General features: G+C 49.3%; 11 protein-coding genes. 7 read left to right on the top strand and 4 right to left on the bottom strand.

Translation table 11 applies throughout. The features are described 5' to 3' along the window. Positions 1-155: 155 nt before the first annotated feature. From T495_RS0109835 to T495_RS0109810, 6 genes are all read left to right on the top strand, one after another. Complete coding sequence (locus T495_RS0109835) at positions 156-3410, top strand: TonB-dependent receptor (protein WP_028903236.1); 3255 nt, start codon at positions 156-158, stop codon at positions 3408-3410. A gap of 26 nt (positions 3411-3436) precedes the next feature. Then, a complete protein-coding gene (locus T495_RS0109830; protein WP_051651981.1) occupies positions 3437-5605 on the top strand; it encodes a RagB/SusD family nutrient uptake outer membrane protein in 2169 nt (722 codons plus the stop codon). A 15-nt stretch (positions 5606-5620) separates the two neighbouring features. Then, a complete protein-coding gene (locus tag T495_RS0109825; RefSeq protein WP_033148538.1) occupies positions 5621-7270 on the top strand; it encodes a DUF5123 domain-containing protein in 1650 nt (549 codons plus the stop codon). 68 nt (positions 7271-7338) lie between these two features. Then, a complete protein-coding gene (locus T495_RS0109820) occupies positions 7339-8895 on the top strand; it encodes a glycoside hydrolase family 28 protein (RefSeq protein ID WP_081832083.1) in 1557 nt (518 codons plus the stop codon). Between the two features lie 196 nt (positions 8896-9091). Further along, positions 9092-12112, top strand: a complete 3021-nt coding sequence (locus tag T495_RS0109815) for a TonB-dependent receptor (protein WP_033148673.1) — start codon at positions 9092-9094, stop codon at positions 12110-12112. Between the two features lie 21 nt (positions 12113-12133). Continuing rightward, positions 12134-14248: a RagB/SusD family nutrient uptake outer membrane protein gene (locus T495_RS0109810; protein WP_033148672.1), complete on the top strand. Its 2115-nt coding sequence runs from the start codon at positions 12134-12136 to the stop codon at positions 14246-14248. 77 nt (positions 14249-14325) lie between these two features. Here the strand turns inward: T495_RS0109810 and aldA are convergent, their stop codons facing one another. From aldA to T495_RS0109790, 4 genes are read right to left on the bottom strand one after another with little or no spacing between them, the layout of a single operon-like run. Continuing rightward, positions 14326-15768 (bottom strand): aldehyde dehydrogenase, encoded by a 1443-nt coding sequence (gene aldA, locus T495_RS0109805; RefSeq protein ID WP_033148536.1) that lies wholly within the window; start codon positions 15766-15768, stop codon positions 14326-14328. 28 nt (positions 15769-15796) lie between these two features. Next, a complete protein-coding gene (locus T495_RS0109800; RefSeq protein WP_033148535.1) occupies positions 15797-18217 on the bottom strand; it encodes a glycosyl hydrolase in 2421 nt (806 codons plus the stop codon). Then, positions 18214-19380, bottom strand: a complete 1167-nt coding sequence (locus T495_RS0109795) for a glycoside hydrolase family 105 protein (RefSeq protein ID WP_033148534.1) — start codon at positions 19378-19380, stop codon at positions 18214-18216. The genes T495_RS0109800 and T495_RS0109795 overlap by 4 nt, the downstream gene beginning before the upstream one ends. Before the next feature lie 11 nt (positions 19381-19391). Then, positions 19392-21764 carry a glycoside hydrolase family 2 TIM barrel-domain containing protein gene (locus T495_RS0109790; RefSeq protein WP_081832082.1) on the bottom strand — a complete coding sequence of 791 codons (2373 nt, stop codon included), beginning with the start codon at positions 21762-21764 and terminating at the stop codon, positions 19392-19394. Between the two features lie 173 nt (positions 21765-21937). Here T495_RS0109790 and T495_RS0109785 point away from each other — a divergent pair, with 173 nt between their 5' ends. After that, positions 21938-23116 carry a rhamnogalacturonan acetylesterase gene (locus T495_RS0109785; protein WP_033148532.1) on the top strand — a complete coding sequence of 393 codons (1179 nt, stop codon included), beginning with the start codon at positions 21938-21940 and terminating at the stop codon, positions 23114-23116. The last annotated feature ends 64 nt before the right edge of the window (positions 23117-23180 follow it).

Below are 23180 nucleotides of genomic sequence, written 5' to 3'. Positions count from 1 at the left end.
ACGTTTACGTGGGTTTTTGCGCACTTTTTGAACAGAAATAGACGCTTTTTTGGATTTTTTTTACTAAATTTGCACCAATTTAATGACTAATCTCAAGAAGTTGTATAACTTACTATTATAATTAATAACTTAAACATCAAAGTATGAATCAAGCAATGAGAAGATTGTGCAAACTTTGCCTCTTAGCCGCATTCTTTGTACTGGCTCCCCCTGAGGTGCTGGCTCAGACGATTGCCAAAGGCCAGGTTTTTGACTCAACCAACGAGCCCGTTATCGGTGCAACAGTTGTAGAAAAGGGTAGTCCTAAAAACGCTACCGTAACTGATTTCGATGGTAACTTCGAGCTGAAGCTGCATAGCAGCAAGCAGGTGGTAATTACCTACATCGGAATGAAACCTAAAACCGTTACTGCCAGCAACGACATGAAGGTGGTGATGGAAGACGACAACAACACGCTGAACGAACTGGTGGTTATCGGTTATGGTGCCGTTCGTAAAAAAGACCTGACAGGTTCGGTTGTTACCGTAGCAGGACAGGATCTGGCTAAGGTGCCAGTATCAAACGTAACCGAGGCACTGACTGGTAAGATGGCCGGTGTGAACATTACAACTACCGACGGTTCGCCCGATGCCGATGTGCTTATCCGTGTTCGTGGTGGTGGTTCAATTACTGGTGACAACAGCCCTCTGGTTGTAATCGACGGATTCCAGGGTGGTAAGCTTACCGATCTCTCGCCTAACGATATCGAGGATATCACTGTTCTGAAAGATGCATCTTCTACTGCTATCTACGGTTCAGAAGGTGCTAATGGTGTTATCTTGATTACCACCAAGAATGCCAAAGGTGGCAAGACTCAGGTAAGCTATAACGGCTATCTGCAGACCAAGAAGGTGTCTAAGCGTCTGGACGTACTTGATACCTATCAGTATGTTATGTCGAACTATGAATATGCTGCACTGCGCGGCGAGAGCGCACTGAACTCTTTCTACAGACAGTTCGGTGTGTTCGACGATCTGTATCTCTACAAGAGTCAGGAGGCTATCGACTGGCAGGACGACCTGTTTGGTGCCAACACCATCTCGCAGAGCCACAACCTGAGTCTGCAGGGAGGTACTGATAAAACCAAGTTCAACCTCTCAGGTACCTACGACTACAATGCAGGTTTGATGCCCAACAACGACTTCTCACGTTTCGCATTCCTCTTTAAGATGAATCACGACATCAATAAGAGCCTGAAGTTCTCGATGACTGCTCGTGTTAACGATCAGACAGCTAACGGACAGGGAACTCAGGGTGGTACTTATAAGGTGCGTACAGAACAGGCCCTCTATGGTGTTGCCACTAAGGGTCTCTCTGGTATGATTACACCTGACTTCTCAACCATGTCGGACGATGAAATCGTTGAATGGCAGCGCTCCAACATGTCGTTGGCAGAGCAGTCAGAACAATACTGGCGTCGCCGTAACAATCGTGGTTTCATCTTCAATGGAGCTTTGGATTGGAAGACTCCTCTGAAGGGCTTGACTGCTCATCTTGAAGGAGGTTATACTTATGGATTCAACGAGGTAAAGAACTGGTATGGTTCTACAACCACACAGGCTTCGTATGTAGGTGGTAAACCTCTGGCCGACTGGACCAAGACTAATACCAACAGTTTCCGTGAGAGCTTCACACTGACCTACGATACCAAGATTAATAAGATTCATCACTTGAATGTGATGGGAGGTCAGGAAATCCGCTCAAGCCGCTCTAACTACAGCGCTATGAGTGCCAATAACTTCAGTGAGGCATTTACTGCTGAGCAGGTATTCGCTAACTTTGGTCTGGGCACGATGCAGACCATGACTGGTAATGTCTCTGCCAATCAGAATAAGGTATCATTCTTTGGTCGTATCAACTATACTCTGCTCGACCGCTATTTGCTCACTGTTACTCTGCGTGAGGATGGTAGCTCGCAGTTCGGCAGTGGCCACCAGTGGGGCTTCTTCCCCGCAGCTGCTGCTTCATGGCGTATCATCGATGAGCCATGGATGGAGGCTACACACAGCTGGTTGTCTAACCTGAAACTCCGTGTATCTTACGGTAAGGTTGGTAACGATAAGATTGGTAACACTCAGTATGTACAACTTTACGACACCAATAGTGGTGTAAAGCGTTATGGAGTAGGCGAGGTGGCAGGCTCACATCAGGCCGTTTCTACCACTCTGGCCAACCCATTGCTCACCTGGGAGAAGCGTACCACTCGTAACCTCGGTTTGGACTTCGGTTTCTTCAACGAGCGACTCTCTGGTAATATCGATGTTTACTGGAACAGCACCGACGACCTGCTGATTAACCACAACATCGCAGCACCTGGTTATACCTCTGTTTGGGAGAACTCTGCTTCAACCAGCAACAAGGGTGTTGAAGTTACCCTGAATGCAGCCATCATCCAGAGCAAGAACTTCAAACTGAATGCCAACTTCAACATCGGTTTCGACAAGTCGAACGTTAAGAGTCTGGCCAACGGTTTGCAGGAAATGACATTTGCATCAGGTTGGGCCAGCACCGACAATAAGAACCAGCAGGACTACATTGTACGCATCGGTGATCCTATTGGACTGGTTTACGGTTGGAAGAGCGATGGTTATTATACCACCGACGACTTCGCCAGCTATGACGAGGTGAAGGGTGTCTATACACTGAAGGAAGGTGTTCCAACAACTTCACTGCTGGGTGGTACTATCGGTATCCGTCCAGGTACCATGAAGCTGAAGGATCTGAATAACGATGGTGTGGTTGATGCAAAGGATATCACTGTGATTGGTGACACCAACCCCGACTTCATGGGTGGTTTCGGATTCAATGGTGAGATTTACGACTTCGACTTCAATATTAACTTCACTTATAAGGTTGGCAACGACATCTACAATGCCAATAAGATTCAGACCTCATCACGCTATCGCGCGGGTACCTATCCAAATATGCGCGCAGAGATGAGCCAGAGCAATGCTTACTCTTACATCAACCCAGAGACAGGCGTACTGCTGAAGAGTCTGGAGGATCTGAAGTACTGGAACGAGGGTGGTAACGGCTTGGCAGCCAAGGCTATGTGGAGCCCATTCTCTACAGGCGATGCTGTAGTTGTTCCTACCGACTGGGCTATGGACGATGCTTCATTCCTGCGTTTGCAGAGCTTGACCATCGGTTACACTGTTCCTAACAAGATTACCAAGAAGTTTGGTGTACAGCGTCTGCGTGCTTATGTAACTGGTACAAACCTGTTTGTGATTACGAACTATCCAGGCTTCGACCCAGAAGTAAGTTCTTATGCCCGCAACAGCAGCTACTCTGGTCTGACCCCAGGTATCGACTTCTCTTCTTATCCAAAGAGCCGTGCATTTACCTTTGGTTTGAACGTAACGCTGTAATTTAACAACTAACAATCGATAAAGATATGAAATTCAAGAATAAATATATAGCAATTGCAGCTCTTGGAGTTATCGGTCTGACATCGTGTAACGACATGCTCGATGTAGAATCGCCATCGCAGATGGACCAGAATATGGTTTATGGCTCTACAGAGTTTGCGACCAACGCCATCAACGGCGTATATGTACTGTTCTGCGAAGACCCATTCACAAGCCGTATGTGCGGTGTTTGGATGCAGAACACCGACGTAGAGGCTATGGGTACTAGCGCTACTACAGCCACTAACCACCGAAATGCCGTATGGCCACTCCAGGGTGCAGGCAACGTGGGTTGGAGCGACGTTAAGAAAGTATGGGACAACAACCTGCAGGCCATCGAGCGTGCTAACCAGGTACGTGCCGGTATTGATGCCAGTTCTATCGGTAATACCGACGAGATGCAGCAGATTAAGGGTGAGGCAACCTGTTTGAAAGGTTACCGCTACTACCTGATGTGCAACTTCTTCGGCGATGTGCCTTACTATGATGAGGCTGCTAAGTGGGGTGATGAGATTGATAAGCCCCGTACTGACAAAAACGTAGTTTACAGCCGTGTATTGCAGCAGTTGGTTGACATCGAGCCCAACATGAAGTGGAGCGATGTAAACACTGGCGGTATCGAGCGTATGAACCGTGACTTCGCCATCGGTCTGATTGCCCGTCTGGCTCTGTTCCGTGGTGGTTATGGTATGACCAAGGACGGTACCATGAAGCGTGCCGACGACTATCTGAATGTAACAGCCGACTCGCTGACCGTTACCTATAAGGATGTAAACGGTGTGGAGAAGACTGCTCAGACCTATACACAGTACTACCAGATGGCTAAGGACTACTGCCAGAAGCTGATCCAGCTGAAGCCACGCGCCCTGTATGCCAACTTCGAGCAGTCGTTTATCAATGAGATGAACTATACCTGCGAGAACAACGCTGAGGTACTCTATGAGGTTGCCTTTGTACAGAACTATGGTGGTGATATTGGCTGGAGCTTCGGTGTGCCCAATACAGGTACTTGTGCTCAGGGTAACACCACTGCTCAGGTAGCTATGACTCCAACTTACTATATGTCGTTTGCCGACAATGATAGCCGTCGCGACGTGTGTGTAGCTAAGTATCAGCACGTTCAGGACACCGTTCAGGCTGTTGCCTCTACAGGTCTCTATGCTGGTAAGTGGGATCGCGCCCGTGCTGGTAAAGAGTTGGGTTCTGGTTCTTCAAAGGGTACAGGTATTAACTTCCCATTGATGCGCTACTCAGATGTTCTGCTGATGCTGGCCGAGGCTGAGAACGAACTGAACGGTCCTACTGCACTGGCAAAGGAGATGCTGACTACCGTTCGCGCCCGTGCTTTCGCTGGTAGCGCTACTTATGCTGACGATGTAACCAACTACGTAAGCAATCTGAATTCGAAAGAAGACTTCTTCAACGCTATTGTTAATGAGCGTGCATGGGAGTTTGGTAGTGAGGCTCTTCGTAAGTTCGATCTGGTTCGCTGGAATCTCTATGCCGAAAAGATAGAGGAAGCGATGTACACCGCTCTCTGCTGGGGTATTGCATGCAATGAGGATCTGATGAACGATCCAGATGTATTGGCACAGTATCCTGAGGCTGCCAATTATACCACATGGGCCAACAAACTGTGGTATGTAAAGGTAGGCAAGAATAACCTGAAGAGCGATATCAAGTGGTATAACCAGAAGTATCAGATTGAAGAAGATGATGCTACCATGCAAGCTAATGGCTGGCAGAGTGTAAACTGGGGTAGCAATATGCTGAAGCGCACTCGCACCTACATCTACGATGGTGTTGACTATGGTACCACTACACCTGTGAAGAAGGTTAATGGTGACGGTACAACAACCTATACATTGGGTGCAGCTCCTAACACCAAGACAGTGACTGTTATTGATGGCGAGGATACTGGCATTACCCGTAAGGATGTATATGCAGCCAGTGATTACTTCACTCGTCTGTATCGCGGTTACTCTAACGGTGCATTGAAGGGTAATGGTGTAGCTCCTTATCTGCTGCCTATCACTACTGAGACTATCTCAGCAAGTACGGTGCTGAACAACGACGGTTATCATATTCTCGATATGAATATGGGCGACGGTGTTAACGTAGAGGTTGCTACAGTTGAAAAAGAAAATTACAAATAAACAAGGAAACGCATTATGAAAAAGATATTTAAGACCATGTTGCTGCTCGGAGCAGTAACCACAGGAATGGGAACATTTGTCAGCTGTAGCAGTGACAATGACCTCCCTCAGGCCGATGCGCTGTTCCGTCCCATTATCAATGACGACGATAATCTGGAGGTGGGCTTGGATGACAACAATGTGCCATACATGGTTGTTAAGTGGGATAACTACACCAGCGCTAACCAGTACACGGTAAAGGCTGTTCCCGTTGATGCCAGTGTGCCAGCTAAGGAGATTACTACCTCTGACTTGACTTGCCGTTTCGAGGGACTGGAGTATGACAAGGAGTACTTCGTATATATCAGCTCGGCAAATACCAATACGGGACTCAAGTCTAAGGAGTACAATATCACAACCACTACTCCCGACTTCCCCACCAAGTTGATTAACCCTGCCGCTACCGACATTATCGACATCAAGGCACGTATCAAATGGGCAGAGGGTGTCAGCTACGACAAGCTGGTCATCATCAAGGACTCAGAAGACGAGATTGTTGCCGAGGTAGCAGTTTCCGAAGAGGAGAATGCTGCTTGTGAAAAGATTATCGGCGGTCTGGAACCAAAGACAACCTATCGTGTAGAAGCTTGGGCCAATGGTAGCTATCAGGGTAAGAAACGCCTTACAACTGCTGCTGCCGACAACTTCGAGGGTACTATTATTGACTTGCGCGGTTTGGATGAGGAAACAAGTCTCGCATACTTTGAGAACAATCTGACAAACTTGATTGATGTGGAATACCCCAATCAGGATATCACCATTATCCTTGAAGGTGGCATGACATATCGTCTGAAGGCCACCAAGCTGAATTCTACAACTGGTACCATCAAGTTTGTGACTGGTCAGTCTCTTGCTGGCTATGCCATCCTCAATGTTGTAAGTAACTTCGATACCAACGCAGATGCAGTGATTGGTGGCCTCGTATTCGATAAGATCAATGTATGGGGAAGTGAGCCATCTGCTACTGACGGTAACTTCGGTGGTCAGTATCTCTTCAATATTGCTGGTAAGAACTCTAAGATCGGACTGATTGAGTTTGATAACTGCGATATCAAGTGGAAACGTGGTCTTCTCAGACAAAAGGACAACGCCTCAACGGTTGAGAACTTTGTGATGCAGAATTGTACCGTTGACTCTATTGCAGGATATGGTGTTTGCAATTCTGACAAGGCTGGTGCTGTAGTCAGCAACATCAAGATTTCAAACTCTACATTCTCAACCTGTAAGGTTCTCTTTGTTAACACAAAGGGTGCTGCGCCTACATCTATAGTTGTTGAGAACTGTACATTTGTTAAGTGTCCTGACAATGGTAAGTTTGTCTTTGACTTCAAGGGCAAGGCTCCTTCTGGCGACTTCAAGATCAGCAAATGTATCTTTGGTCCTGGTCTGAAAAAGCTATCTATGTGGTCGGGTGATGTCAAGCCTGATGCAACCGACATCTATTATACTAGCGATGTTGAATGGACTCCTGTATCAGACGAAGATCCTTCACCTGCTGCAAAATTAGATGGAACTATTATATCCACAAACTTGGCAGAAACCTTTAAGGATTGGGCAAATGGTGACTTCACCATCCTTAATACTAAGGAGTTGAAGAATGTTGGTGATCCGCGCTGGTTGCCATAATAGTAAACATTATCTATACAAAGGGCGAATGCTAACCACAGTGTTCGCCCTTTATTAAAACAAAACAAATGAAAATCAAACTAAGTACTACAATTACAACGGTAGCTTTGCTGCTGATGAATTCCATTACCTTATCAGCACAAGTTATAGATTTCTCAATGGCAGAAGAGATTGCCGGAAAGAATACACCTGAAGGTTGGACAGAGGTGAACTTACCCCAAAGCCTGCCTACCTTTACAGATGCAAATACATTTTATATCACAGACTTTGGGGCAACAACCACTAATGCGGACAATACCCAAGCCATTCAGGATGCTCTCGATGCTGCCAACAATGCTGGTGGGGGCATGGTGGTAGTGCCAGCAGGCGAATGGTTGTTTGGTCGTATTACCATCGGTTCAAAAACAGTACTGCATCTCTGTGCACATGCCACCCTGAAGCTTTTGGCATACAGCGATCAACCAGACCACACTACCAAAGACCCATATATCAAAGGAAAAAACGGTGCTTCTGACATTGTTATAGAAGGAGAGAGTTCTGAAACTTCCATAATAGAAGGCCAAGGTGCCCCCTGGTGGGATGCCGTAGAACAGAAGGTGAGTGGTTTACAACGTGGATCAATCATCCGATTCTCACAAGGCCAGCGCTATCTTTTCCGTCACTTCTGTATACAGAATGCACCCGGTACCAATCTTACCTTAGGACAGTCGGGTAAAGGTGCGCACAATACGGTTCACGATGTACATATCTATGCGCCAGCCTCATCAGCATCCGATCCCTCACACAATACCGATGGTATCCCCATCTGGACCCAATACTGCAATATCTATAACTGTTATATTGATACTGGCGACGATAATGTTGTGACTGATTCTGATGCCCAATATATCCACGTGTGGAACTGCGACTTCAAAGCCGGACATGGTGCTTCATTAGGCAGCTATACCCAAAACATGCATCACATCATCTACGAGGATCTGACTTTCGATGGTACAGACTGCGGTTTCCGTTTGAAGTCGAATACAGATCGTAGTGGCGATGTACACGACATCATCTTCCGTAATTGCACCATGCAGAATGTGGCTACACCAATCCAGATTACAGCTTGGTACGATAAGCTTCCCGATAGTCCGGAGGAGGCAGAAGCATCGCCAGGGACAAAGACCAGTAGCACCCCTGAGTTTCATAACATCCTGATACAGAACGTAACAGCTTCGGGCTATAACACTAAAAACAGCAACGACAAGAACTATAACGGTATCATGATTTACGGACGCCCCGAAAGCTACGTCTACGACGTGACATTCGACAATGTCAGGATATCACATCGTAATGGTGTCAGACTGTTCTTCTGCAAGGATATCCGCTTTATCAATGGTTGCACATTCACCAAGACCAGAACCAATAAGACGGTAGAAGCTACCGGTAACAACCTGAGCCCAGTCATGGAAAATTCGTACAAGGCAACCTATAGTTGGAATGACTCGTCGGATATCTCGACGCAGACCATATCCGACAACTCACAAACAAAGAACACCCACTTTTACACATTAATTGGTTGTCAAGTCATCGCTCCATCAAAAGGTATCTTTATACATCAAGGTAAAAAGATTGTTATTAAGTAAATTTGACGTGGATTTTTGGCTGTGTACGATAACATTGTTAAATCACGTAAACGTTTGCAGAAGATTTCCTTAAGAAAAGTATACGGTGTTTCACATTTTCTTATACTTTTGCAGCCGTAAAGTTCTCTCGGGAGCTTATGAAGCTAAAATTTTAACTCTATAAATTAATAAGTAACAAACTAAAACTAACATGAGTATGAATCATCAATTCAAAAGAGCCTCTATGGCTTTGCTTTTGTCTGTGTTCTGCTTTGTGGCCTATGCCCAGAAAGCGATTACAGGTACAGTGAAGGATGCCTCTGGTGAACCCATGATTGGTGTAAGTGTGATGGTCGACGGAACCAGCGTTGGCGCTGTGACCGATTTCGACGGTCGCTTTACCATTCAGAACGTTCCTGAGAAAGCCGTCCTGAAGATCTCTTACATCGGTTTCAAGGAGCAGAAAATCTCCGTAGCCGGTAAGAACAGTTTCAATGTAACCATGCAAGAAGATGCTGCTGCACTCGACGAGGTGGTAGTAGTAGGTTACGGCACCATGAAGAAGAAGGACCTGACCGGTTCGGTAGCTTCGGTGAAGACCGACGACCTGGCTAAGGTGGCCGGTGCCAACGCCCTCTCAGCCATGCAGGCCAAGGTGCCTGGTGTGGACCTCCAGCAGAGTGGTGGCGGTGAGGCCGGTGCCGGTGTGAGCATGACCCTGCGTGGTAACCGCTCATTGTTGGCTGGTAACGGTCCGCTGGTTATTGTGGATGGGGTAGAGTATGGCTCAACCCTCGATATTCCTGCTAGCGACATCGAGTCGATGGATATCCTGAAGGATGCCGCTTCTACCGCTATCTATGGTACCAAGGGTGCTAACGGTGTGATCCTGATCACCACCAAGCGCGGCTCAGCCGGAAAGACCAGAGTTAACTTTAACGGCTATCTCTCATTCAACGGTGCCACGGGTATCGTAAAGCCTATGTATGGCGATAAGGAGGTGCAGCGCCTGATCGACAAGAAAAACTACGAGACTGCTGCCGCCAACGGTTGGAATTTCAGCAACAGCGCTACTGCCGCTGACGTGCTGACATTCAACCTCGATGACGGTACACCAACACTGGATATATATAACGAAAAGAGCTATACCGACTGGCTCGACATAGTTCTCGACAACAGCGTATCTCAGAACTACGAGGTTTCTGTACAGGGCGGTAACGAGAAGACCAACTTCAACGTGTCATTAGCCGCTATGGACGACAAGGGTTTGATGAAGGGTGATGAGTTCAACCGCTACACCGGTCGCATCAACCTGGATCATCAGATCAACCGCATCGTGAAGATCGGTGCCAGCCTCTCTTACGCTTACAAGAGCAACGACAAGCGTAACGGTGGTGTTTATAACCAGGCACAGAAGATGACCACCATCACACACGCGTATCTGAAGGATGGTTCTATCAATGCTACGCCTAACCCCTGGTATGCAGCTCACTGTTCACCTCTGCTCGATGAGGATGGTGCTTATCAGCGCAACATCGAGAGCAGCCGTTTCTTCGGTAGTGGCTACGTGCAGCTCAATCCTATCAAGGGCTTGATGCTGAAGTCACAGTTCACACTCGACCGCAGCACCTCGCGCACGGGTACCTATCAGGATTACCACAGTCAGGCTCGCTACCAGTCGCCTACCACTACCTATATCGCTAACGACCGCAGCACTGGTACCAAGTATGTATGGCAGAACACTGCCAACTACAACAAGACCATTGCCAAGCACGATATGACTTTCCTGCTGGGTCACGAGATGTCACAGTACGTATCTGAGTCCAGCACCATCTCGGGTGTCGCTGGATCTGAGAGCTACAAGAAGAGCAGTTTCTATGATGTCAGTAAGATTCAGTCACCACTTGTCGCCACAGGCTACACCAAGAGCTCTATGCTGTCGTTCTTTGCTCGTGCCAACTACTCTTACGATGGTAAGTACCTGTTCCAGGCTTCGTTACGTGCTGATGGTTCTTCTGTACTCGCAGAGGGACATAAGTGGGGCTACTTCCCATCAGTTAGCGCTGGTTGGCGTATCTCTGAGGAAAAATTCATGCAGGGCACCAAGTCATGGCTCGACAACTTGAAGTTCCGTGTATCTTGGGGTCTCTCTGGCAACTCAGCCATCTCTGCCTACCAGACACTGGCTACCATCAAGAGCATCGTGCCAAACTCTACCGACAAGGCACCTATGACCATGGCTAATCCTAAGCTGACATGGGAGAAGACAGCTGCCCTCGACTTCGGTCTCGACTTCGCGTTCCTCAATGGCCGCATCTATGGTAGTATCGACTACTACAATAGCCATACCTATGATCTGCTGTACTACAAGACAGCTCCTGCCTCTTCGGTATTTACCAGCACCATCTCGAATGTGGGTAAGACCAAGGGCCACGGTTGGGAAATCTCACTGGGTGCACAGCCTGTGAAGACCCGCGACTTCACTTGGGATCTGAGCGCTTCTGCCACCTTCGCCCGCGACGAGGTGGATGAACTGGCTGACGGTATCGAGCAGGTAGTATCAGGCACCAGCATTCTGAAGATTGGCAAGCCTGTATCAGCTTTCTACACTTACGACATGGACGGCTGCTGGGGTATTGGCGAGTTCGACAAGTATCTGGCTGCTCACCCCAACTTCGAGAAGCCAATGGCCGACTACGGCGATCCTGGTACACCGAAGGTGATCGACGTGAACGGCGACGACAAGATTGACGATAGCGATAAGACTATCTACGACCGCTCACCAAAGGCTATCCTGGGTCTCAGCTCTACCTTTACTTATAAGGACTTCTCGCTGAGCATTCAGACCATGGCCCGCCTGGGTGGCTATCTGAGCTACAGCGGCTACGGCCTCTACCTGTATGACAATGCCAACTGGGGCGACCTGAGCTACTGGACACCAGAGAATCAGGGTGCCGACATCCCATCGCCAGGTGCTACAGGTACTTCACCTACATACTACAAGAACAACATCCAGATCCAGAAGGGCGACTACTTCAAGATCAAGGATATCACCCTGTCGTACAACCTGCCCAAGAACCTCGTCAAGAAGGTTTACATGAGCAATGTTCGAGTATATGGTTCGCTGAAGAACTACTTCACATTCAGTCATTTCGACAACTACGACCCAGAGCGTGGCGGTTCTGTGAACTTCCCACTGATGAAGCAGGTAGTAGTAGGTCTTAACGTAACTTTCTAATCACTTATAATGATCATCGATATGAAAAAGATATATAGCATGTTATTTGCGGCCGCTGCCTTCAGCTTCGCTGCAACCTCCTGCTCAGACTTCCTGGACGAGGAGAACAAGACCGGTGAGACTGCCGACCTGGCCTACAATACCGTTTCGGGTATCGACGGCCTCATCCAGTCGGCTTATACCTACACACACGGTTGGTGGGGTAAGGAGCCATCGCTGGGTCTTGCAGAAATGGGTTCAGACCTGTTCTATTTTGGCTACGACAACAAACAGAAGTCGCTGCTGAAGTACGACATCACGGCCGAAGCTCTTGGTAACAACGTAGCAGACAACCCCTGTCTGGATGAGTATTGGGAGATGTTCTACGCTGGTGTGGATGTATGTAACAACGCACTGAAGTATGTGCCTGACTGCACCGTGATCGACGATATCAAGAAGGCGGCCTATCTGGGCGATGCCTACTTCCTGCGTGCCCTCTACTATTCGCAGATGGTGGCTATGTGGGGACCAATCCCTTACAATGCCGAGCCTATCAACTCGATTAACAACAATCCTGTTCGTGTGCCCGAGGCTGAGGTCTATGGCCATATCCTCGACGACCTGAAACAGGCCATGAACAACTATAAGAAGGCTAACATCATGGATGGCAAGTCGGCCACCGCTACTGGTCGTGCCTACTACTATTCGGCAGAGGCCCTCTACGCCCGTGTAGCCCTCTATGCTGCCTCTTGGCTGGGCGCCAACGCAGTGAATGGCTATAGCAACCTCTACAACGAGGCCCTGACAGCTGCTACCGATGTGATCAACAACTCTGGCGCCAAGTTCTACAGCCGCTACAGCGACACTTGGAACATGAACAACGAGGAGGCTACTGCTAATACCGAGAACCTCTTTGCCGTTCACTATTCTAATGATCTGAATGCCGGTCGCGACAACTGCGTGCCTTACCGTTTCTCAAGCGAGGGTACAGGCAATTTCAACTCACTCATCACCCGTACCGGCTATGGCCGTAACGGTGGTAGTGCCTCTCTGCTGATGTTTGTATCACTCTGGAACAACGGTTGCGACGATATCGGTCCTAACGGACAGAAGAACAACTCTATCTTCTTCCGTATGGCTGCCGGTAAGACCACCATCAAGAGCAAGACCACTGGTAAGGATGTTGAGGTAGGCAAGTACTACTCACCTTATGGTCGTGGCTTCACCCGCTACCTGCCTTCACTCTATCTCTGGCAGACTCTCGACGAGATCAAGGAGACCGACCAGCGCTACAACGGTACCCTGCTCACTGCTTACCGTGTGCACCCCGACCTGGCTGGCAATGCCGCCAACTATCCAAACATGGGCGATCAGACTTACAAGACCTATGAGGAAGCTTATGCAGAGGATGGTAACTACTTCAATGGTGGTGTCATCGGTATCCAGTATGCGCTGATGGATGGTAATTCAGCTGAGGGTCAGGCTTTGCAGGAGCAGGCTAAGAATAAGTATCGTTTGCAGTTCGCATATGGTGGCGACATCCCTGTTTACACCTCTGGCGATCCTGCTACAGCCCTGCCTACCGAGGGTGGTAAGGCTGTGTCGGATGTCTATGGCGATGCCCGTTATAAGAGCGAGAAGATTGAAGGTCGCCGTTCGTTCCCTGGTATCAAGAAGTTCCTCGACGACCAGTATAACGAAGAATATCCTACCTTTGATATCTCTTACCGCGACATCATGGTGCTGCGATTGGCTGAGATGTACCTCATCAAGGCTGAGGCAGAGCTGGCTACTGGCGGCAATGCGCTGGCAACCCTCAATCAGCTGCGTGCTGCCCGTGCCATCGCTGGCAAGGACAACTCACTCAAAGGCACGGTTGATATCGAGACCATCCTCAAGGAGCGTGCCATCGAGCTCTGTGGTGAGTATCAGCGCTGGTTCGACCTGAAACGTACTCATACCCTGATCGACCACGTGAAGAAGTATAATGCACAGGCCAGTGGCAACATCGCCCTGAAGCACTACTATCGCCCCATTCCGCTGAGCGAGCTCGAGTCGGTAACCAACCGTAGTAACGAGGCTGTTCAGCAGGATGCTAACGGTGTGCTGCAGTACACTACCGCTACCGAGAACATGTGGCAGAATCCTGGTTATTAATCCGATAGCCTATACAACATAAAGAATGCGCTCCAAAATGGGGCGCATTCTTCTTTTTTTGATGATCTGTAGGAAGTTTACATATCCTCGTAGGTATCGAGGTAGGTGACGTGGGTGACGAGATATTCATCAACTCCGTGCTTACCATCGGCACCGCCGATACCAGATTTCTTCACACCAGCGTGGAAGCCCTGGATGGCTTCGAAATGCTCGCGATTCACATAGGTCTCGCCAAACTCGAGTTCACGGCATGCCTTTACGGCTACGTTCAGATCCTTGGTGAAGATGCTCGATGCCAGACCGTATTCGCAGTCGTTGGCATAGCCGATAACCTCATCAAGGGTTTCGAACTCAACCAATGGGATGACGGGACCAAAGGTCTCCTCGTGGATGATGTCCATATCCTGTGTGCAGTTGTCAAGTACCGTGGCGGCATAGAAGTAACCTTGATTGCCTACGCGATGACCACCACAGAGCAACTTGGCGCCTTGTTTGATGGCGCGTTCCACTTTTTCTGTTACACTCTCCAATGCGCGCTGTTCTACTAATGGACCCATATCTACGGTTTCGTCCTTGCAAACATCGCCTACCTTGACCTTTGACATTTTGTCGACGAGTATCTGGGTAAAGGCTGCCTTTATCTCTTTCTGTACATATACACGTTCTGCATTATTACAAATCTGACCGTTGTTACCGATGCGACTATCCACAATCCACTGGGCTGCGCGCTCCAAGTCGGCATCCTTCATGACGATGGCAGGAGCCTTTCCTCCTAACTCAAGTGATACTTTTGTAATATTCTTAGAAGCGGCTGCCATAATACTTTCGCCTGCACCTACAGAACCTGTTACGCTTACAATGTCGATCTTGGGCGAGCCTGCCATCTCGTTACCAATAACCGAACCCTTACCAGTTACGATATTGATGACACCTGCGGGTAAGTCGATCTCATCGACAATCTTGGCAAACTCTGTACAGTTCTCTGGGGTGAGTTGTGATGGCTTGATGACAATGGTACAGCCTGCAATGAGGGCAGCACCAGCTTTGCGGGCAATCAGGAAGAACGGGAAGTTCCAAGGCAGGATGCCTGCTACCACGCCGATAGGCTTCTTGGTGAGCAGAATGGTTTCGTTAGGACGGTCGCTTGGAATAATCTCGCCTTCTATGTGGCGTGCGAAGGTTGCCATGTATTCAAAATAGGCGATGGTGGCACCAACCTCGATGGAGGCCCAATTACGTGTCTTACCCTGCTCACGCATGATAATCTCGGTGAACTCTTTTTCGCGTTTCTTGATGCCTTCTGCCATTTTCAGTAGATAACCAGCACGCTCGATAGCGGGTGTCTTGGCCCAGGCCTTCTGAGCTGAACGGGCTGCATCAAGTGCGCGGTTTACATCCTCGATGGTTCCCTCGGGCTGACGAGAGATAACTTCCTCTGTCGAGGGGTTCAACACATCGATCCATTGGCCGTTAGAGCTCTCGCAGAACTGACCATTGATGTACATTTTTAAGTCCTTCATAATTGTTTGTTTTTAAAAAGTAATTAAGTTATTGGGAAATAGTTATAAGTCTGACTGTCGAGTTTAGACCGCTTGGCACGGGTGCCCAGTGATCGTATTTAGTGGTTTTGTAATTGATGTCGACCACGTTGATCTCGTTAAACTTGCGCCATTCTATGCCTTTACGATCCAGATCGGCTATACGGTTTGCGGGTAGGTTGGTCACTTCGATACGGAGTGTGTTCTTGCCCTTACGCAGCGTTTTACCGCAATCAAGGATAAAGGGTACAGCCCAGGCACAGCCAACGAACTGACCATTGATATACACACGGGCCGACTCTCGTACATCGCCTAAATCAATTTTCCATGATTGACGTGCCTCCTGAGCCGACAGACGGAAAGAAGTGGTATAAACACCTGTTCCCATGGTAACAGCGGCGCTGTCGCTCAATGTCTCCCATGTTTGGAGTTTTGCCAAACGGAAGGTTTTGCCCACCCTGGGCGTCTCGTCGGTAAACGAGAGCGCCCAAGGTCCCAGGAGCTCCTTCTCCTGGGTCTGCGGGGCCTTTTCAGGTACTATACTGGTTGAAACTAGTTGATCGGATGTTTGCAGGATTCGACTCTCGCCCGATTTCAAGGCAATATGCAACTGACCGTTGTTGACGCTTGCTGGCGTGATGTCGCCATTCATGGGGTTGAACCAGTGGGCGCCCTTGAAAGGAACTGCAAGAGAGACATCGCCTTCCACATCGTTTGGTGTAAGATTGACGATGAAGTAATGCCACTGGTTGCCCTGCTTGCGACGGATGGCACGCAGTCCTAACTGGGTTTTCATGGGTTCTGACTGAGCGAAATGCGCCATGAGTTCAGGTTGTTCGCCTTTGATCACGTAAGGATGCAGACGATCAATCTGTGCCTGCAGGGCTGCATCGATGGTGGTGCCACTGGGAATGATGAGGGCACGATAGCTGGTGCCGCCTTCGGTGACGAGTCGACCATCAGCAATGCGTAACTTTGCCAGTTGGCGGTCGCTGATATAGTCGCAGTCGTAGCCCAGACGGTCGATGGCAAGGATGCTTTTGATGAACTGAGGAGCTTTCTTGGCCATTGAGTGGATATCGAACTGCATCAGGATTTCGTTGCCAGTACGCTGACGCCACATATCACGAACGGGTAGATAGACTAAGAAATCGTTGTCGGGTTGTCCCAGTTGCAGGAAACTCTGACAGCGTTCGATATACTTCATGAGGTAAGGGGCATCGCGCCAGATGCTGTTGGTTGGGCTCATATCCACTGAGGCATAGAACTTCCAACCTGGCCACGCATCGTTCTTGGGTGTGTAGCATGAACCGTGGAAGAATACGTGATTCACACCACAGGTGAACATCAGGTCGAGATCGGGTTTCATCTGCGAGAGTGATGTGCGGAAGTGTTCTGTGAGCCAGGTAAATGTCTCGCTCGATGTGAACGGCTTACCCATGACGTGGGCGGCCGAAGATGCGTATTTCAGCATCGACACATCGCTGTCGTTCTTGCGGGTCATACCAGGATCGGTACGCAGACCACGAATGCCGAAATCAGAAAGTCCAAAGCCTTCAATCTCAGGGATATCGACAGCAGCGTAGAGATCAAGCAGGTTTGCAGGTGAACCGTGTGCCTGATTGCGCACCTTCACACCATGTTGGTGTGCCCATGCCACCCATTGTTGAGTGAAGTTCTCGAGCAACAGTTCACTCAGCGTTTCACGGTAGTCGCACAGCACTTGGTTGCCATCACCGCCATGCAGCAGTTCAGGTAACTTCTCACGCAGGTCGTAACCGCGACGTTTCTGGAACTCATAGAACAGGGTAGGGGTCCAGTTGGCCTTGTACACCTCATATGAGTCGTTGAAGAAGGTATGCGGGTAAGGCACGCCTGATGTGGCGAATGCCTGTGTGAAGCGGTCGAGATAGTGTGCTACAGCCTGGCGGTCGAAATGGTCAACTACCCAGCCTTCGCCACCAGGAGCTGCACGTTTCACCTTTTGTCGGGTACGACCAATCTCAACGTTATAGGTCTTGACACCTCCTATGATGGTATCTTTGAAAATGGCACGACAGGCAGCCTCGTCAAGCGCGATATGCGGACCGCCAAAAGGCCAACCTGTGCCACAGTTCATATCTACCTCGATGCCTAACGGACGGGCGATATCCTGCACCATCAGCAATGCCTGCATCCATTGAGGTGAGAGGAAGCTGATGTTCTGACTATCGTTGCCTTTTACTCCATAGAGTGGGGTAATTTCTACCGCACCGATACCGGCACGTGCATATTCTGAGAGGTTCCATTGCAGGTCCTCTTTATTAACAGCAGAACCCAGCCACCACCAACGGGTGCCGGGTTTTGCTTCAGGTTGTGCTGCAGGCCAGCTCTGAGCCAGCCCCGCTGTCGCTAAGCAACACGCTGTCAATAGGGTTAAGTATCGCCTCATTTCTGTATGAGTTTATAATATTCTGATGCGCCCAGTAGGAAACAGCCAGTGCCGTAGTCCTCGAAGTCGGGCACACTGGTGAAGGTGACAGGCTGTCCAGCTGATGGCTCCTTTCCTGTACCTTGGTTCCAGCCTAAGAAACCATCAGTGTGTACGCATGATTCAAGTGCCTGCCAGGCTTTATCGCAGGCAGGACGGTATATCTTCTCCTTGAGCAGTCCCTGCTGTATGCCCCATGCCATACCGTAGAGGAAGAGGGCTGTGCCTGTCATCTCAGGGGTGGGATAGTCGACATCCGAAACCAGACTGGCATGCCAGAATCCATCGTTATGCTGGCATTTCAGCAGGCCGGCACTCATCAGCACAAAGTCTTTTTTCAGTTCCTTATACTCCTTGCTCTTAGGTGAGAGCTGGTTCATGCAGCGCACCAAGGCGGCATAAACCCAGCCGTTGCCACGGCTCCAGTAACAGTCCTTACCATCTTTCTCCTTGTAAGGTGGTACGTAGTCGGCATCGCGCCACCACAAGCCATCTTTGGTGTTGAACAGACCGCCACCGCACTCGTTACGGGTCCAGCGGTACATCTGCATGGCGTGGTCGCGGTATTTCTGTTCGCCAGTGAGCTTACCCACTTGCATATAGAGCGGCATAGCCATCTGGATGGCATCAATCCAGGTCCACCAACCGTAAAGCGAGTTGACATTGGTCTTAGCCTTGGGGGTAGAGGTCTGCTGCTTGGTGTTGGGGGTAGCCATCTGGTGGTCTAAGTTGGCAATGACGTTAGCCAATAATGCTTTCTGATCTCCTCCTTTGAGAGCTGCCAGTTCCACGTAGGTCTGTCCGCAGCACTGGTCGTCGGCATCGCAGGTGTTCACACCATTGCGTGGGGTCCATTTGTGGAAATCGGCCCATGTCATGGCATAGTCGATGTAGCGCTGTTGTGGGGCGATGGCATTCAGGGCCATCAGTCCCTCATAGTACACGGCGCGTGTCCAGAGCGACGAGGGACGCACCTTCTTCACGTTGGTGGGCAGGGTAGGATCGCTATACTTCGCCATGAAATAGTCGTTGGCTTTCTGTGCTGTCGGCAGCACGTTGTTCTGAGCGGTAGCCGATTCAGAGAGGCTCATAAACGCTACCAGTGCAATCATAATTTTCTTCATTTCTATGTAGTTTATTTTGTTTCGAACTTGGTAATGACGGTTTTATATTTGTGGGATATTGTTTTCAGCGATATCTTCGATGGCTGTTGACCAGCACGTAGGATAACCATGGCCGAGCCTTGCCACAGACGGCGGTGGTTTGTCACGTTCAGTTCTTCGCTGGTGATGTCGCCATTGGTTACGGCAATGATGCGTGCATCGCCCTCCACTTCGAACTGTAGCTCATCGGTGGCAGCAAACACACGACGGCCTTTGCTGTCGACAGCGGTAATGCGGATGTGCTGCAGGTCCTGACCGTCGGCCTTCCACTGACTATTGTCAGGGCTCGCAATCAGTTTTACAGCCTTGCCTGTTGTTTCAATAGTGTGACGGGCTATCACCTTTCCCTGTTTGTAGGCCACAGCTTCTAACCGACCAGCCTGATAGGCTATATTCTTCCAAAGGATGCGATTACGATTCTCAGGATCAGTGGGATTGGTACGGCGCCCCAAACGTTTGCCGTTCAGTAGTAACTCTACTTCGTCGCCGTTTGTATATGTATATAGGTTGACTTTCGATCCTGCTGCACGATTCCAGTTTTCTGTCTCGATGTCGTTGCCTGTCTGTATGCCGTTCCACTCGATGTCGTTTTCTGTATCCTCAACCACAGCGATGCGTACCAATGGCTCGTTTTTCAGGAAACTCTTCATGAAGTAGGCCTTGGGCTTGGGTTCAAGAGCAATGTCGAACACACCTTGCGCCCATCCTTTAGCTGGCCAGCCTTGACTTTCGCCTAAATAGTCGATGGCACCCCAATAGGCCAGTCCAACTACTTTGTCAAGATCCATCTCGAACCAGTTGGGGCCCATCTTGTTGATGCTGGCTTCGCTCTGGTAAAATGTCATCCAAGGAAAACGGCGCCCGTCGCCTGGGAAGTACATATATCTATAGTTATACGCTTGGATGTCAGTCTGCATAGCCAGGTCGCATGGCAGTGAGTCGGTCTGCCAGTTACGGTAGCGCGGATGCATGGCTACGGTTATCTGACGGGTGGAATCGTAACGGTGTACCACAGGGCGCATCATCTTATAGCAGGTCACGCCGAAGTCGCCGAAAGGCTGGTTTGGGTCCTGTTGCAGTTCGTTGCCTAAGCTCCACATCACTACGCTGGGTGAGTTGCGGTCGCGTGTAATCCACTCCGTCACATCCTGAGCCCAATGGTTCATAAATGGTACGCGTCCGCCTGTATGCTGCTGGGTCCATTTATCATAGAGTTCATCCACCACCAGAATGCCGTATTTGTCGCACAGACGGATAAAGTCGCGGCTATAGGGGTTATGCGAGGTGCGGATATGGTTGATGCCGAACTGTTTCATCATCTGGATACGCTTCTCAATGGCACGTGGATAGGCTGCAGCACCTAAGGCGCCTAAGGTGTGGTGGTTGGCATAGCCCCTCAGGAGAACCTTCTGGCCGTTCAACTTCAAGCCGAAGGCGGGTCCGTACTCGATGGTGCGGATACCGAACTGCTCACTCACCTCATCGGCCACTGTCCCGTCCTGATACAGTAGCTCTACCTTGGCAGTATAGAGGTTAGGATGCTCAGTATCCCAGAGCTGTGGCTTGGGAATCTCTATCTCGGCCAAGCGGAGATTCTGTGTGCGTGACTGCGGATTGCCGCTACATGATGCAGTCTGCTTTACTATCTGCCGACCTTCCGGATCGTAGATAGTTACCCTTACAAGGGTTTGACGGTTCTTGGTACGATTGGTTACGTCGGCCGAGATGTTGACAAACTGATTATCGCGTGTGGTGATATACAGTGGATGGCGCTCGAAATACAGATCGGCAGAGGTGTTGATGAGCGATACATTACGAAACAGCCCCCCACCAGTGTACCAGCGCGAGTTGCGCTCTGTCATGGTATGTGCCTTAACAATGAGCTCGTTGGGCTGACCATAATGCAGCTGTTGGGTGATATCTATCTGGAAGCCTACGTAGCCGTAGTCTGTTCCTCCTATATGCTTACCATTCAGCCATACATCGCCCACGTACATGATACCTTCGAAATCGAGCAGGATACGACGACCTTTCAGTGTGGCATCGGGTGTAATTATTTTGCGATACCAGCCTGCCCCCATCTCTTTGAAACCTCGTGCCGAGAGTCGGCTCTTGATGTTGGCAGCCACATCGCTATTGTCGGCCCGTTCATCTGCCGAAGGGGCAACCCAAGGCTGTTCTATCTGGAAATCGTGGGGCACATCAATCTGATACGACTGAGTAAAAAGTGAGTCGCGTGCGAAATCCCAACCATAGTTCAGGTTGACCACCTCTCGTGGTTGCGCCTGCATGGTGGATGCGAGGCACAGCAGAAGAGAGACTGAAAAAGTGCGGTACGTTTTCATTTATTTACTTGTTTTTTGGTTTCTGCTGCAAAGTTATGTATATTATCCTGCTACTTTCATATTCTTTTGTTCTGAATTTAGCAATATTGTACAACTTTATTAGATTGCGGACAAAAATGAATGATATGGACGATTAAAAACATCTACTTTTGCAGTAACTAATTAAAACTGTGATGAAAAGACTAATATTCCTAACGTTGGCATTCGCCGTAGGTCTGTGTGTAAAGGCGCAGACTGTCGACACCTTATTAAATATATATAGTGTCAACCCCATCGATTTCTCGGTTCGTGTACCTGATGGTAATTATCGTGTTACCGTTACCCTTGGTTCGAAGAAACGTGCCGCCCAGACGGTAGTACGTGCTGAGAGTCGTCGCCATTATACGGATGTCATCACCACCAAGAAAGGCAAGTATCAGACATTATCCTTCGTGGTGAACAAGCATGAGCCTCAAATTGATGCTGCTAATCGTGTGAAGCTGAAAACACGCGAGCAGACCTATAAGAACTGGGACGACGCCCTGAACCTGCAGTTCTGCGGACCAGCACCTGCCGTGCAGCGCATCATCATCGAGCCCGACACTGCTGCCACTACCGTTTTCCTGTGTGGCAATAGCACCGTGGTCGATCAGGAGAAAGAGCCCTGGGCTTCGTGGGGACAGATGATTACCCGTTGGTTCACCCCCGATGTAGTGATTGCCAACTATGCCGAAAGCGGTCTGTCGGCTACTACCTTCCTCGCTCAGCTGCGCCTTGATAAGATTCTTACGCAACTGCGTCGCGGCGATTATGTGATCTGTGAGTTCGGTCATAACGATGAGAAGGAACATAAAGCCGGCGATGGCGCTTGGTACAGCTATAGTCGTAACCTGAAGATTTTTGTGGACCGTGTACGTGCGAAAGGCGGTCATATCATTTTTGTAACACCTACAGCCCGTCGGTTCTTCGAGGCTGATCAGCGTACCCTGCGCAACACTCATGGCGACTATCCTGAAGCCATGCGCACTGTAGCCCGCAGAGAGCAGGTGCCAGTCATTGAATTGAACGGGATGACTACCGCCTTTTATGAAGCCCTTGGTTTCGAGGGTTCCAAGCGTGCGTTGGTACATTATCCCGCTAACACTTTTGCCGATCAGCCAGAACCATTGGCAGATAACACCCACTTTAATCCGTATGGAGCCTGGGAGGTGGCCAAGATGATTGTGATGGGACTCAAACAGATGCATTGTCCACTTGCTGATCACCTGCGAGCCGACTGGCAGGACTTTGATCCATCGCACCCAGACAACCCTGATGCTTTTATCTGGTATCCGTCAGGAAATACCAACCTGACCAAGCCCGATGGCAATTAAAAAAAAGTACAGGTTGAACGATAATCATAGTAATCGTACGATTTTTGTATATATGTATAGATAA

The sequence above is a fragment of the Prevotella sp. P6B1 genome, from assembly GCF_000702825.1.
Lineage (GTDB): Bacteria > Bacteroidota > Bacteroidia > Bacteroidales > Bacteroidaceae > Prevotella.
Note: the sequence above shows the minus strand (reverse complement) of the source record. Positions and strands in the feature narration are given on the sequence as shown.